General features: G+C 55.4%; 16 protein-coding genes. 7 read left to right on the top strand and 9 right to left on the bottom strand.

All coding sequences use genetic code 11. The features are described from left to right. Positions 1 to 121 precede the first annotated feature (121 nt). Complete coding sequence (locus BOP93_RS11920; RefSeq protein ID WP_104502770.1) at positions 122 to 742, top strand: LysE family translocator; 621 nt, start codon at positions 122 to 124, stop codon at positions 740 to 742. Positions 743 to 785: 43 nt separating this feature from the next. On the opposite strand, the gene BOP93_RS11915 is transcribed toward BOP93_RS11920, so the two are convergent. Next, positions 786 to 2,000 (bottom strand): aldose 1-epimerase family protein, encoded by a 1,215-nt coding sequence (locus BOP93_RS11915; protein WP_104502769.1) that lies wholly within the window; start codon positions 1,998 to 2,000, stop codon positions 786 to 788. Between the two features lie 339 nt (positions 2,001 to 2,339). On the opposite strand from BOP93_RS11915, the gene BOP93_RS11910 reads away from it, so the two are divergent. Further along, a complete protein-coding gene (locus BOP93_RS11910) occupies positions 2,340 to 2,900 on the top strand; it encodes a hypothetical protein (RefSeq protein ID WP_065886644.1) in 561 nt (186 codons plus the stop codon). A 158-nt stretch (positions 2,901 to 3,058) separates the two neighbouring features. Here BOP93_RS11910 and BOP93_RS11905 read toward each other — a convergent pair whose 3' ends face one another. The 4 genes from BOP93_RS11905 to BOP93_RS11890 form a co-directional block, all read right to left on the bottom strand. Continuing rightward, a complete protein-coding gene (locus tag BOP93_RS11905; protein WP_420220230.1) occupies positions 3,059 to 3,496 on the bottom strand; it encodes a GNAT family N-acetyltransferase in 438 nt (145 codons plus the stop codon). A gap of 173 nt (positions 3,497 to 3,669) precedes the next feature. Further along, positions 3,670 to 4,128 carry a GNAT family N-acetyltransferase gene (locus BOP93_RS11900; protein ID WP_104502767.1) on the bottom strand — a complete coding sequence of 153 codons (459 nt, stop codon included), beginning with the start codon at positions 4,126 to 4,128 and terminating at the stop codon, positions 3,670 to 3,672. Positions 4,129 to 4,315: 187 nt separating this feature from the next. Continuing rightward, a complete protein-coding gene (locus tag BOP93_RS11895) occupies positions 4,316 to 4,837 on the bottom strand; it encodes a DUF2846 domain-containing protein (protein ID WP_065933353.1) in 522 nt (173 codons plus the stop codon). Between the two features lie 65 nt (positions 4,838 to 4,902). After that, entirely contained in the window at positions 4,903 to 5,505 is a 603-nt protein-coding gene (locus BOP93_RS11890; RefSeq protein WP_104502766.1) for a hypothetical protein, read from the bottom strand. 525 nt (positions 5,506 to 6,030) lie between these two features. Between BOP93_RS11890 and BOP93_RS11885 the strand changes: the two genes are divergently transcribed. Beyond that, positions 6,031 to 6,264 (top strand): DUF6124 family protein, encoded by a 234-nt coding sequence (locus BOP93_RS11885; protein WP_104502765.1) that lies wholly within the window; start codon positions 6,031 to 6,033, stop codon positions 6,262 to 6,264. Between the two features lie 3 nt (positions 6,265 to 6,267). Here the strand turns inward: BOP93_RS11885 and BOP93_RS27415 are convergent, their stop codons facing one another. Beyond that, positions 6,268 to 6,432: a hypothetical protein gene (locus tag BOP93_RS27415; RefSeq protein WP_157943495.1), complete on the bottom strand. Its 165-nt coding sequence runs from the start codon at positions 6,430 to 6,432 to the stop codon at positions 6,268 to 6,270. Positions 6,433 to 6,657: 225 nt separating this feature from the next. On the opposite strand from BOP93_RS27415, the gene BOP93_RS27410 reads away from it, so the two are divergent. Further along, positions 6,658 to 6,879: a hypothetical protein gene (locus tag BOP93_RS27410; protein ID WP_157943494.1), complete on the top strand. Its 222-nt coding sequence runs from the start codon at positions 6,658 to 6,660 to the stop codon at positions 6,877 to 6,879. 115 nt (positions 6,880 to 6,994) lie between these two features. Here the strand turns inward: BOP93_RS27410 and BOP93_RS11875 are convergent, their stop codons facing one another. Beyond that, positions 6,995 to 7,510 carry a GNAT family N-acetyltransferase gene (locus tag BOP93_RS11875; RefSeq protein WP_104502763.1) on the bottom strand — a complete coding sequence of 172 codons (516 nt, stop codon included), beginning with the start codon at positions 7,508 to 7,510 and terminating at the stop codon, positions 6,995 to 6,997. Between the two features lie 119 nt (positions 7,511 to 7,629). On the opposite strand from BOP93_RS11875, the gene BOP93_RS11870 reads away from it, so the two are divergent. Beyond that, positions 7,630 to 8,160, top strand: a complete 531-nt coding sequence (locus BOP93_RS11870) for a GNAT family N-acetyltransferase (protein ID WP_104502762.1) — start codon at positions 7,630 to 7,632, stop codon at positions 8,158 to 8,160. A 315-nt stretch (positions 8,161 to 8,475) separates the two neighbouring features. Continuing rightward, positions 8,476 to 9,291: a hypothetical protein gene (locus tag BOP93_RS11860; RefSeq protein WP_104502761.1), complete on the top strand. Its 816-nt coding sequence runs from the start codon at positions 8,476 to 8,478 to the stop codon at positions 9,289 to 9,291. 73 nt (positions 9,292 to 9,364) lie between these two features. On the opposite strand, the gene BOP93_RS11855 is transcribed toward BOP93_RS11860, so the two are convergent. Further along, positions 9,365 to 10,417 carry a DUF1176 domain-containing protein gene (locus BOP93_RS11855; protein WP_104502760.1) on the bottom strand — a complete coding sequence of 351 codons (1,053 nt, stop codon included), beginning with the start codon at positions 10,415 to 10,417 and terminating at the stop codon, positions 9,365 to 9,367. Positions 10,418 to 10,652: 235 nt separating this feature from the next. Here BOP93_RS11855 and BOP93_RS11850 point away from each other — a divergent pair, with 235 nt between their 5' ends. After that, positions 10,653 to 11,204 (top strand): ankyrin repeat domain-containing protein, encoded by a 552-nt coding sequence (locus tag BOP93_RS11850; RefSeq protein ID WP_104502759.1) that lies wholly within the window; start codon positions 10,653 to 10,655, stop codon positions 11,202 to 11,204. Positions 11,205 to 11,336: 132 nt separating this feature from the next. On the opposite strand, the gene BOP93_RS11845 is transcribed toward BOP93_RS11850, so the two are convergent. Beyond that, positions 11,337 to 12,005 carry a hypothetical protein gene (locus BOP93_RS11845; protein ID WP_232790588.1) on the bottom strand — a complete coding sequence of 223 codons (669 nt, stop codon included), beginning with the start codon at positions 12,003 to 12,005 and terminating at the stop codon, positions 11,337 to 11,339. Positions 12,006 to 12,008: the final 3 nt, after the last annotated feature.

Below are 12,008 nucleotides of genomic sequence, written 5' to 3'. Positions count from 1 at the left end.
AATTAGTTTCGCCATGGGGAGTCCGTCCGCTTGATAGCGTCTGCTTTCGGCGCACGGATTGCCGCACAGCCCCAACAGCCCTTATTCTCGACACTCCCGCCCGACCCAATCCGGAGCCGCCATGGACCTAGCCACCCTCGCCCTCTTCCTGCCCGCCTGTTTCGCCCTGAACATGGCACCCGGCCCCAACAACCTGCTGTCGGTGAGCAACGCCACCCGTTACGGCTACCGCACCTCCTGCCTCGCCGGTATCGGCCGCTTGCTGGCCTTCGCCGGCATGATCGCCCTCGCCTCCGCCGGGCTGGCGGTGGTGTTGCAAACGTCGGAATTGTTGTTCTACGGGATCAAGCTGCTCGGCGCGGCGTACCTGTTTTACCTGGCCTATCAGCTGTGGCGCGCAGACCCGCAGGCAGAAGCGGACATCGCCGCCAGCAAGACGGGCTTATGGGCTCTGGCACGGCAGGAGTTTCTGGTGGCGGCGGGCAACCCCAAAGCCATCCTGATCTTCACCGCCTTCCTGCCGCAGTTCGTGGTACCCGGGCAACCCATCACCGCGCAATTCGCGTTGTTGGGCGCTATGTTCCTGGCTCTGGAATGGATCGCCATCAGCGCCTACGCCTACATGGGCCTGCACATGCGCCGTTGGTTCGCCGAGCCGAGCGGCAAGCGGCTCTTCAATCGTTGCTGCGCGGGGCTGTTGTCGGCGGCGGCCACGGTTTTGTTGGCGGCGCGTCGGGCGTGAATCCCGCGCCTGCCTGCGCAAGCAGTGCAGGCGCCCGACCGCGCTACTCCTTGGTCAAATCAACCAACGGCGTCTGCCGCACTTCAGTTTCCCGCCCGGCCTGAATTTCGCTGACCTGCTTCAAGGCCTTGTCCACAGCCGCCTTATCCGCCAGCAAGCTGTAGCTGATGCGGAACTGCTTGTGTGCCTTGGGCTCGAGGGTGGGTACCAGGTTCAGTGGCCGCTGATAACGGCGGTTGTAGGAAAAACTCGTGCCCGGCTCCAGCCCCGTGACATAGCCCTGCCCTTGGGTATCGGTGTTCTTCCACAGGGAAAATACCGGCAGCGTCTGCGTATTGAAACCGACCGACACGCCCAGGCTGCCGGCCTTGTTATGCAGCACAGTCAAAGTATCGCCGTTGGCATCGGCATAGGGCACCACGTTGTACACGGTTTCGTCGTAATCCTTGGTGGGGGCGCGGTAGGTTTGCCAGTCGGCCAATTCGCCCTTGGCCTTGTCGTTGAACGGCGACACCTGCTTCACCGGCGCGGCGAACCGCGCGCCCTGCTCCAGAAACGGGGTGCTGAAGTTACTGTGATACAGCGCCTGGTATTCCTTCGCATAGTCACCGTTGTTGGTCAGCGTGTCGTTGAGCGCGAACACAACGCTGCCGGGCTCGGTGACCAGTTCGGTCGCCACGGAAAAATCGACCTTCTTGAACGCCTGCTCTTTCAGCTCACCGCGCAGAGTGATGGCGTACGGCGGTTTTTCATCAATGTGCAGGGTGACTTTATTCGCAGGAATATTCGCCGCCCGACCATGCAGGGTCAGCAATTCGCCATTGTCGATGCCCGGGTGACCGACCCATTCGTAGCCGCAACGGGTGACCAGCTCGTTGAAACCTTCCAACCAGCCCAGCCCGCCGCGGCCAGTGAGCTCGATAAAGGAAGGATTGACCACTTCCTTGACCGGTGAATCCCATCCCATGCGCACATCGCCGACCGAAGCCTGCAACACGTTCATACCGCGAGTCGGCACCACCGAGAGCTTCATCGTGCCGTTATCGATGTCGACAATGCTCACGCCCTCCTGCCGACCACCGTGCAAGGTACGCAGGGTCACGCTGAAGGGTTTGTCGGTTTGCACGCCAAGTTGCTGGCTGGTGACCTGCCAGTTCTGCGCGGCTTTGTCGGTGTCGAGGAGGACGTAATCCCAGGCCATGGCGTGGGAAGCGGCAGAGAGTGCGCTGAGGGCGACAACGAGTTTGAGTGGGGTCATGGCGGTAGCCTTTTTTGGAGTTGTGGACGTTTTATAAACTCGATGAAACGTTTCAGCAAGCTTAAAAGGCGGGATAACGTGCGTAGATGTAAAAAGGGAGTTGGAGGAAGTTGGAAAATCGAGTCGGTGGTGTTGCAAGCAGGTGCGACCAAGAAAAGCGGGTTGAGCGGTGTGAGCTTCGGCATATTCGTGTTGAGAACACTGCCCTTTTGGGGGGAGGTGAAAACCGGCTGAGTTGTGCTTTCGGGCGTTGCGCTGTTGATGCGGGCAAGCTTGAGTCGGCTGAATTGTAATATCGTAGGCTGTGCCATTTACTAATTGGAATAGGAGAACAGTGCGATGGACATGAGCGGTGGTGGAGAAATCATGACCTACGTGAATGGAGCGATAGCGTTAGTGGCGTTGTGCTTGAGCATACGTAACCGAAAAACTCAGAAAGCGATGTATCGGCTGACCCGGTCCACGCACTGGAGCAGCACGAACGATTTTCATGTGATCAGCGCCGAGCAACTAGATGACTCGGTTTTAGTTAAGTTGGTTTTCTTCAACCCCGGGTCGGTGTCAGCAGTGATACAAAGCTTAGCTGTTTACGAAATCCCCCGCCCAATCTGCTGGTTGCCACGCCGATTTGATTGGTTACGCAGGAAACGTCTAGAACTTGCAAAATGGTGGCCCACCACAGACGAAGAGGAAAAAATACCTCGCTTATTTGCAGAGAGATATCAGGAGCTGATGGTTAAAGAAAGTCGAGTGATACTGGTGAGACTCCCTGGGATGATCAATCGGCTTACCCATGCGTTTGAACTGAAAACCAATCATGGTGTTATCACGACGTGGTATGCCCTTGATTTCATAGAAAAGGGCTTTGCCTTTCAATCCCATCGAAATTTCAAATACTGATAAACGGGCGGCCGTATTTGCTTGGGAAGGCTGCCGGGTCGATGGTTATAAATGCGTGTATGAAGTGAGGAATTTAACTTGCGGAGCGCTGAGTATTAGTTAGTTTGCTAGAAGCAGTCTGCACACTAAGGTCCACCCCTGGCCGATACCCGACAAGTTCATAGTTTTGTGATCCGCACGACATGGCTCGCATGAGCATCTTCTATGCGACTGAAGCCGCAGCGCAGGTAAAAAGCGCTCCCCTCCAAGGTATCGGTGTAGAGACGCACACGCTCAAAATGCAACGCGGCGTGGGCAAGCAATGCGTTAACCAATCTGCGGCCAACCTGTTGCCCGCGTGACGCAGGCGCCACATACACACGTCGCAGCCTTCCTGTACGGTCATGGGTGAACGGATCAACCGACAGGCCTCCAATGCCCACAAGTTGCTGGTTCAGATAAGCCGCCATGAGGCATTCGCCAGGCGCATCAAAGCGATGGGTGCCTGACTGCCATTCTGAAGTCAGTCGGGTGAGAAACCTGAAGCCTTCTGCAACTGCCGCTTTTTCCAGGTCGAGGATTTGGGGCGGCAGATGCGTGATCCGTTGAATCTCCATTGAGTTCAATCTTCTCTGATCGGGCGCGAAACCCTTCTGAGGTCTCTGGGGATATTGACTTGGGCCGTGGGCACGCCAGTGGCAGCTATCGACCCAGCCGGTGTGAAAACGCAGACGTCAAATCACAGTTTTGCTGCTTATAAAAAGCGGCACACATTTGAAGCCGGCCTTGACTATAAACTCCGTGACATAAGGTATTGCTCTTTCCCCCAAGCCTCAAAGCGCTCCAATACTTTCCAGCCAAGCTTGGTGTAATAACTGCTCTGGTTGTGCGTGTGCAAGTACAAGGTAGTGAACCCAGCGTCTCGTGCATGGGCACAGATGCCTTCGATTAACTGCACTGCGAGCCCCCTCTTTCGAGCTTCAGGTGTGACGAACACACACGCAAGCCAAGGACCTAGATCCGGCCGGTCAGACAGGTCATTACTGGCAAGCGTAGCGCCACCTAGCAACTGGTCTCGTTCGGTTGCGATCAGACACTTCCAACTGCCATCACGCTGCCCATCAAAGAACTCGTGTTGCCAACTCGAAAGAGATTGCTGCGTAAACTCATAATTGAATTCCCGATAAAGCCATTCGGCCATAACGTCGCACTTGTCCATTTGTTTATCGAGCCAATCCACTCGCAGCATCTGAAACGCTCCTTATATATTCGTCACGCCGGTAGGATTCTGGACAATCATACAGCCGTCTGCCTGCGGCACAGACTATGTCGAAGCCATATCCATACTGGTTTCCCTGCTCACCCTCATACTGGCTTGGCCCAACGTTGCCGGCAGGGCTTGTAATGGACCTGGCCGGAGCATGGGCTACGCATGGTTACGGTGCAGGTGCCGGCAACTTCTGACACCACTTGATAGAACGTAGCGCTTGCTCGGCAGGCACAAGCGCGTAGCGCGAGTAATACATTGTTCCACCGAAGCGCCCCTCGTCGATTTCGCCCAAGGTCTGCCCGTCCGTGTAGGCCGAAGTGCTGAGCTGGTCTGCGATGTAATACACCTTTCCATTCTCGACGGTGATATCGAAACGCTTGTTAACCATACCGCTTATTATCGGTGGCGAGGTGGAAGCGACGCTGTGCTTGCCGGCGGGAATGTCGGCTTTGAAAAAACTCCCGGAGGGCAAGCTGCCAATGGCGCGACCATCGACCAGAATGGTCGGAGCGACCCCGTTACCGATGCTGGCGGGCGTGCGATAAAAGTACACCATGGCCTCATCCGGACGGGGTTCTGCCGGTGATGTGAAGAATGGTTGGCCTGTGAGGTCCGGACCGCTGATGCAGCCGGTCAGTGAGGCCAGGCCTGCGAACAGGCCGGCCCAGAGGAGCGTACAGCGCTTCATGGCATGAAATTCCTTGAAAGTAGATCAATGGGCGTCGGGGCCGATGACGGTCACCAGTACCGGATTCAGAGCGTGCACAGCCCTTTACCGAAGTCAGTGGCATCAGAACTCGGCCACGGCGCAAAACCGCTCTTTGCCGTCATATTCACGATATTCCGATCCTTGAGCATCGGGTACTTGCGCTTGAGCGCCTGCACAGTGCTCTCGGCATTGTTCACGTTGGACAGGCAAAAACGCAGGGCATCGGAGCGCAGGTCGCCGATATAGAGGGTTTCCCCGGCCTTCACCGAGAAAACCGCAGGCACAGGGCGCGGCATCGATTTTCCCGCGTAATACACGTAATGCCACCGCGTGTACTCATACTCACCAGGCGGCACTTCATACATGAAGTAATGGCCCAGCACAGAGGGTGATGGCTGATCATCTTCATTGCCCAGCGTCGTCAGCCGTATTGCGGTACCGGGAGCTCCTTGTTGCTTGATCTCAACCACCAGCCCATGGGGCTGCATCATCGGAAAACTCTCACCAATCGAACCCACGATGATCGCCTTACTCGGGTCCGGTGCGTGCTGGCCGTCGTAGCGTGACGTCGCGCACCCGGACAGAAGGGTTGCGCAGAGCGCGACCGCGCCCCAGACGAGATATTTACTGCTGACTTTCCCTAGCATTGGTCTTTTTTCCGATCAGTAATCTTGCAGTTTGTAGAGCCCAGCCGAGCGAACCAAACGTTCGCACACCTGATACTTCGTTGTTGGATCGGCCGAACCTATTGTCCAGCTACCCGCACCTTGATAACAACCCACTGTTGGCCCACTCCTGTAGGAGCGAGCTTGCTCGCGAAAAACTCAAACGATAACGCAGCGCCTGAAGGCAAAATCCGATTCCCTCGCCGCGGCTTGCTCCATTGCCTACGCGTGCGTCAGAATCCGCCGGCTTGTGTGCTGGGGTGGCCGTCTCTAAGGTGGCTCGGTCGCTGAATTGTTCAGTGATTCGGGTTTAGTAGCCTGAGCTTGGGTATCTATTAGTGCATGAGTTTCATCAGTCAGACAGTGCGTCTGTGCTTGATGGTGGCTGTGCGTAGGGCGTCTTCGGGCGCGCCGGCTTTAGATATCCACCGGTCTACTAACCTGCGTACAGCTGCCACCCACTGTTTAGTAGCGGAAAGGTGGTGGCATCACTCAGGATGTCTACTCATGTCAAAAGCAGATTCAAGTGCCCTCTTCAACGTTGCCCCCAACGCCAGCAACGAAACCCTCATCACCAACAGCTACGAAACCTTCACCAGCGTCAGCACCCTGCTGCTCGACCTGTCCGAAGCCCTCAACGGCAAACACCGCGACATCGCCCTCGCCATCCACCAACTGAGCGAACTGGGCGTACTCCTCACCGCCAGACTTCTTGACCGCGAAGTGCCCTGCCCTGGCTGATGATTAACCCTTCGACTCAATAGCTAGATAACTCGCCGCATCGTCGTAAGCCACGTACAACGACTCGGCGATTTGTTTTTTGATCACCTTGGTGGACTCCAGCCCCAGCACAAAACCCTCTGCGATGACGAAAGCGGCGATTGCTTTCGGCCAGAAGCGGACGCTCATGATGAGGTCACAAATTGCCGTTCGTATGGCGTGCTCCGAGCACCGATGCGTTCGCCGGAACACCTGTGGAGTCTGATTAAGAGCGCCCTGATATGTTCGTAAAGAATCGACCATCACTGCAGCACAGGCGAGATAGAGTCCTTGCCAACTTACAGCTGGAATCTAACAATACGCCAACCGCTCGCTTAGGCCAGCAAAGCCGCCCCTACTCTATTGTCAGGCCTCATGAACGACATATCTAAAAATTTCAAAGAACGATTCGTCGCCTCTCTTCCAGAGACTCCAGCAGATCTCGACCTTCATTTTGATGAGTTCGTTTTGTTTGACCCTGAGTCCCTTCCCGACCGACTCGCAGGAGAAGATTCAAGCCTTCTGGCGGCACAGGGGCTGCCGCGTGATGCCGCGCCGTTTCTTTCGTTCTATGCCTACTCACTGAATCGCCCCTAGTTTCATAGACGCCTTCAAGCTTCAAGGAAGGGCTGCTAACCTTGCGTAACTGTCCGCTTTTGGCCGGTTTCTGCCGTTCGTGAAGGACAACAATCGGCAAACCTGTTACCCAGAGTTAACCCCCCGGTATCTGGTACACAACCGAATCATATTTCTCCGTCATTCGCCTCTCAATGACGACTCCCCCCAAAGCTTCGGCAATACGTCGACTCGCACGATTCTGCGTCGCAACAGGGTAGATGAAGTGCTTTGCCGCCACCCGCTTGCTAGCCCACTGAACAACCGCCCGCACCGCTTCACCACCAAAGCCCAGCCCGTGTTTATCTTCACGTATCCAGATACCCAACTCCGGTGTTTCACTGCCGGTATGGTGCAGCCCGACCAAGCCGGTAAAACGGGCATTCACCAGTTCCCTGACCGTGAACACGATGTCACTGCCATCCGCTATCGCAGGCAGCCACTGCTCCCAGACTTGCGCGTACTCTTCTAGCGAGGCAGGCGGCTCCCAGGACATGTAGCGAGTCAGAGACGGTGTGAGACAAGGGAAAGACTCAGCAGCGTCCTGCTCGCAGAAGGGCTCAATACTAAGGCGTTGCGAGAGAATGCGGATTGGGTGGGTGTCGACTGGCATTGCAATTTCCTTCCTGGGGTCCATTACTCCATTTATGCCGTGAACATACCATGCGGGTCGCTTCATCAGTATCAGGCTCTCTATACTGAGCCCCCAGGATGGTAGTTGGAGCACACCCTATGCCCGTCACACCCAATCAAAATTCCCCCATCATTTTGGTCCCCGCTCAACAAAGCGACTTGGATAATCTGGTAGCCATTCGAATTGAGGCCATGCGCGAAAGTCTGGAGCGTGTTGGGCGGTTTGATCCGGTCCGTGCGCGGGAGCGGTTTCTTAGCGGTTTTGAAGCTCGCTGCACACGTTACATCGAGGTATCTGGAGAGAGGGTGGGTTTCGTAGTGGTCAAACATCACCACAATGAACTCTTGCTAGACCACTTGTATGTAAGGCCGAGCGCGCAAGGATCAGGAGTGGGGTCTGCTGTTCTCACGCAGATTTTCAAAGAGGCGGATGCAGCTGCGCTTCCTATCAAAGTGGGTGCTCTCAAGAAAAGCGCTTCCAATCGCTTTTATACCCGCCATGGCTTCCAGTTCATCGAAAGCAGTGAGTTCGACAATTATTATGTTCGTCAGAATGTGAATTCGTTATTCATCCGATGTGTCAAAAACACAACCCTTGGCTTAAAGAAATCTGGCCACCTGCCGTTATAGAGGTTGAGTCTCGCTGTCTTTTCGATACAAGACGACGCGCAAGGACAAGAGTCATAGTGATTATCAAATTAAAGGCATATTCATGAGATTCGCTAACCTGTTCGGGGCAGCAACTCTATTCGCCTCTATGATTGCATCTGCCCAGGCAGGCATAATCGTCACCGTCAAGGTAAAGAACTCTACAACCGGTCCAGCCGCCTACACTTTCGAGTACTTTTCAGGGAGTGTAGCCCCCTCCCCAAGTACGATTCTGCCGTCTGCAACGACCACATTTGCCTTGACCAGTGTGGCGGATACGGTTTATGGAGTATCACCATGGATATGTCGATTAAATCGTATCAAGCAAGCACACAGGCAAAAGTGTCTACACAAGAGAAGCCGCCTTCGTCCAACCCTGTAAATTTACCTTCAGGGGATGTCGCCCTCAAGACGACGGAGACCGTCACAATCTCCGATTCTGCACGGGCACTGTACGCATTAAGTAAGGCTGATGATAAACAAGCCTCTATGTCCAATAAGGATTTAAAAGGACAATATGCAAAAGGTCAGAGCGATATGTACAATTTCGGGCAGCGGATTGCTGGCGGGAATCTTAATAATGAGGACCTGCTTCCCAAAACAGCCGACCCTGCCCGTTTGGCGTTAGGCCAGCAGTCACTGGATTACGCAATTGGGCTTTCTAAACTCCCCCCGGAAAAACTTCCAAACCCATTTGAAGGTATGGCTCGAAACGGGCTAAGCAATATTGTTTATGATGGTTCAGGAACCTATACGGATGCCGAACGATATGCCGCCTATGGGGAGCTTAGTAAGCAGGATGAAACCTATTTTTCCAAGTTTTACGCCAATATCACGAACGGCGGTGACAACAGTGAAATCTTCAAAGGCATCATGGACTATTTCGATGATCTTCCAGCCGTCGAGAAAGCGGCCTACCCTGATGGCTTTAAGGACAGTATAAAAAGTCTTTACCAAGAGCAGTTAGAACAATCGGGGCCGCTCGCCCTTCTCAGGCAATCGACTGAAAACGACGCTGATAAATTGGCACCGAGCGTCTTCAACAAGGCACAATCACCGGAGAAGATGTTACAAGCCGTCTTGGAAAAAGCGATTGCTCTTTCGACGGCCTGACCATTCCAAGGCAACCAATGTGTCACTGCACGGATCAATCAGGGACGTCAGCATGGTGGGATATCCGACAGTATCAGCGGCTTGCCTGGGTACGCCACAACACAGGCCAATACACCTGATCCAGCCCCATGCACGGGATCATTTCAGCCGCATGCGTCAGCGCGAAACCGTTACCATCGTAACGCCAGCGCAGCGTAGTGCCACAATTGCCCATACTCATCGCCCTTACCTGACTGCTTAGTTCACCCGTGGCCGGATCAAACTCTACGAAGCCCTGGGGCTCTCTTTCCGGCAGGTTTGGCACTTCAGCGATCAGCGCCGCACGCGCCTGCTCCGGGTGGTCCAGGGGCGCCTGGTAAATAGTGTAGAAACAGTTGTAGGCCCCACAGCCGGTTTCGATGATCACTAGCGCTTGATCTGAACTCAAGGCATACGCGTTGGCTTTTGGCGCGACACCTTCATTCAGATCTTCCTGCCAGTCCTTGCGCGTGGCGACCACCACGGCATCCGTGATCTCTTTTGCTTTGTCCGGCGTCAGCGCGGCAGGTGCCTGCCAACTTGGCGCTGGCGGAGCGGCAGCGGCTTGCGGCACGCTGCCAGCGGGCGCCGGCCCCTTGGAGATCAGTGCGTCCTGCGTGCCGACCCGCCCCTGAACCGAGTCCATCAGCAACAGCGCCGCACTCATCCCGCTTAGCGATGCGTACGATTTATCCTCCTTGAACGGCAGTACCAGGTAGTTCCCGTTGCGCAATTCTGTGATCAGGGCTTGGGCTGACTTACCGTTCAGCGCAAACACCTCGGGTGTATCGCCTTCTTTCAGTTCGCCAGGCTCAAATTGAGACTTCAGCGGTTCGTCATCAAGTGTTGGCTGGCCGAGGGGTTTCGTGTAGCTGAACACCCCGACATGCAAGGCGCCCTGCGGGCCGGCTTCACGTGTGATTCGTACGCTGAACGTTGAAAAACCAGTGTCATCGCGCTGCTGCACGGCACTGATGGCCGTGCATGTTCGTGTGTTATCGCAGCCGATAATCCAGTCCTTGATTTCGCGCTCCAACGGCACCTTCTCGGCCGCGTGGACGCAGCCAATGCCTGCAGCCAAAAGGAATATGAAAGTGCTTCGTATCATCAGACAGACGCCTTTGAACCAGTAAAAGCCTATTAGGACAGAATTATTTGCTCATACCTATTGCATGGCCGTCAGTCACAACAGAATTGCCGTAATGAACAATCGGCAATAAAAAAAGGGGGCAGACTTTAAACACATGAAAAACTGATATGTCGCAGCGTTACCTCCATCGTAGATAATCCCGCGCAACCTGATCCCGATTAGAATCACACTGTCGATCATAGGTCGTAAACGCATGAGCGCTCTGAACTATCTGATAAGTCAAATCTACGAGCAGGCCAAAAATGGAGACTGGGACAGCGTTATGTCGCAGTGGATGCAAGAGCCTTTGCTCGGCCGGCTTTGCAGCCTGTACCAGGCGCCCTCCTCCGGCTGGACATTATTGCACCAAGCCGCTTATTTCGGGCACGAGGCTGCATGCATTGAACTCATTCGCCTTGGTGGTTCAGCTGCCAGGCAGAGCGCCAAAGGGAAGTCCGCAATTGAGGTGGCTCGGGAGCATGGACACAGTGAACTCGCTGTTCTACTGGATCGGTCAAGCTTTGAGGATCGCTCCTTGTGGTCAGTTCCGTCCAACCCAGCTCTGCTGCCCAGCAGTAACCTTTTCCAGGAGGCGAATGAGCATCGAGCGAGTACGTTGATGCTCGTTGCCTATGCGGGAGGAGTGGTACAAATTCCCAGCGAAGCCAGGTATTACGCAGATTCGTTTGGGCGCCCGCTGATTGGATGGCATGGCACATTCGATCCTCCCTGCGGAATGGACGGTGAATCGATGCTGCGTATGTGAAATGCCCTGTCTATCGGCCTTGCCCATCGCATACATGCGGGGCCATACAAACGTACAAACGGGGTCAGACCACCACTATCTGAAGTGTGGTCCGCCCCTGATTTCATGACCCGGATTTCACCGTACAACCACTCAGGAATCGCTCCGAGTGCCCTGGCGCAGCGCATCAAGCTGTCGTTGTGCGTGGGCGGCTTGGCAATAGGCGTTGAGGATGTGTGCAACCTGGTCGCAATCCAGGGTAACGCCCTCATGCATCAGGCCGGCAGATTGGATGCGGATCTGCGGCTGGGGCTTTTTCAGGGCCAGGGCCTGGTTGCCGAACAGTTGTCGCGCGGAGCGATGAACAGGCAGGGGCGCATCGGGCCGCAACATCAGTTTCTGCACCGTCAGCCAGCCTTCCTCACCGGCGCAGACGTCGACAATGTCCACCAGATTCAACGGTGCGCTCAGGGTGTCTACAAACAGCTGGCGGCGGGTCAAGCGCATAAACGCGTGTTGCCCGGCGTTGCGGTGCTGCCAAGTGATCAATACAAACACCACCGCCATCACCGCGGCACACACGGCCAGGCCGGTGGCCCCGCGATTCAGGGCGTACCCCAGCAAGCCCAGGGCAATCAGCAAAAACAGCGGGCCGCGCACCTTGTACCGGCGCGAGTTGGTGAATTCGGTCTGTTCGGGGACGCGCTGGATAACCTGCTCGAGTTCGGCCATCGCACGCTCGCGCTGGGCGTCGCGGGATTCGGCATATTCCTGGCTGAGTGAACTGGCGAGATCCGACAGCGGATCGAAGGGTTGGGTCATGGG

It is taken from the genome of Pseudomonas orientalis, assembly GCF_002934065.1.
GTDB classification, from domain to species: Bacteria; Pseudomonadota; Gammaproteobacteria; order Pseudomonadales; family Pseudomonadaceae; genus Aquipseudomonas; species Aquipseudomonas orientalis_A.
Note: the sequence above shows the minus strand (reverse complement) of the source record. Positions and strands in the feature narration are given on the sequence as shown.

What these genes read in the sequence shown, in the direction of transcription:
- BOP93_RS11895 (WP_065933353.1), bottom strand. Translation starts at nt 4,837, where the DNA reads ATGAAGCGCTGTACGCTCCTCTGGGCCGGCCTGTTCGCAGGCCTGGCC.
- BOP93_RS11845 (WP_232790588.1), bottom strand. Translation starts at nt 12,005, where the DNA reads ATGACCCAACCCTTCGATCCGCTGTCGGATCTCGCCAGTTCACTCAGC.
- BOP93_RS11875 (WP_104502763.1), bottom strand. Translation starts at nt 7,510, where the DNA reads ATGCCAGTCGACACCCACCCAATCCGCATTCTCTCGCAACGCCTTAGT.
- BOP93_RS27410 (WP_157943494.1), top strand. Translation starts at nt 6,658, where the DNA reads ATGAACGACATATCTAAAAATTTCAAAGAACGATTCGTCGCCTCTCTT.
- BOP93_RS11910 (WP_065886644.1), top strand. Translation starts at nt 2,340, where the DNA reads ATGGACATGAGCGGTGGTGGAGAAATCATGACCTACGTGAATGGAGCG.
- BOP93_RS11915 (WP_104502769.1), bottom strand. Translation starts at nt 2,000, where the DNA reads ATGACCCCACTCAAACTCGTTGTCGCCCTCAGCGCACTCTCTGCCGCT.
- BOP93_RS11890 (WP_104502766.1), bottom strand. Translation starts at nt 5,505, where the DNA reads ATGCTAGGGAAAGTCAGCAGTAAATATCTCGTCTGGGGCGCGGTCGCG.
- BOP93_RS11905 (WP_420220230.1), bottom strand. Translation starts at nt 3,496, where the DNA reads ATGGAGATTCAACGGATCACGCATCTGCCGCCCCAAATCCTCGACCTG.
- BOP93_RS11850 (WP_104502759.1), top strand. Translation starts at nt 10,653, where the DNA reads ATGAGCGCTCTGAACTATCTGATAAGTCAAATCTACGAGCAGGCCAAA.
- BOP93_RS11920 (WP_104502770.1), top strand. Translation starts at nt 122, where the DNA reads ATGGACCTAGCCACCCTCGCCCTCTTCCTGCCCGCCTGTTTCGCCCTG.
- BOP93_RS11855 (WP_104502760.1), bottom strand. Translation starts at nt 10,417, where the DNA reads ATGATACGAAGCACTTTCATATTCCTTTTGGCTGCAGGCATTGGCTGC.
- BOP93_RS11860 (WP_104502761.1), top strand. Translation starts at nt 8,476, where the DNA reads ATGGATATGTCGATTAAATCGTATCAAGCAAGCACACAGGCAAAAGTG.
- BOP93_RS11885 (WP_104502765.1), top strand. Translation starts at nt 6,031, where the DNA reads ATGTCAAAAGCAGATTCAAGTGCCCTCTTCAACGTTGCCCCCAACGCC.
- BOP93_RS11870 (WP_104502762.1), top strand. Translation starts at nt 7,630, where the DNA reads ATGCCCGTCACACCCAATCAAAATTCCCCCATCATTTTGGTCCCCGCT.
- BOP93_RS27415 (WP_157943495.1), bottom strand. Translation starts at nt 6,432, where the DNA reads ATGAGCGTCCGCTTCTGGCCGAAAGCAATCGCCGCTTTCGTCATCGCA.
- BOP93_RS11900 (WP_104502767.1), bottom strand. Translation starts at nt 4,128, where the DNA reads ATGCTGCGAGTGGATTGGCTCGATAAACAAATGGACAAGTGCGACGTT.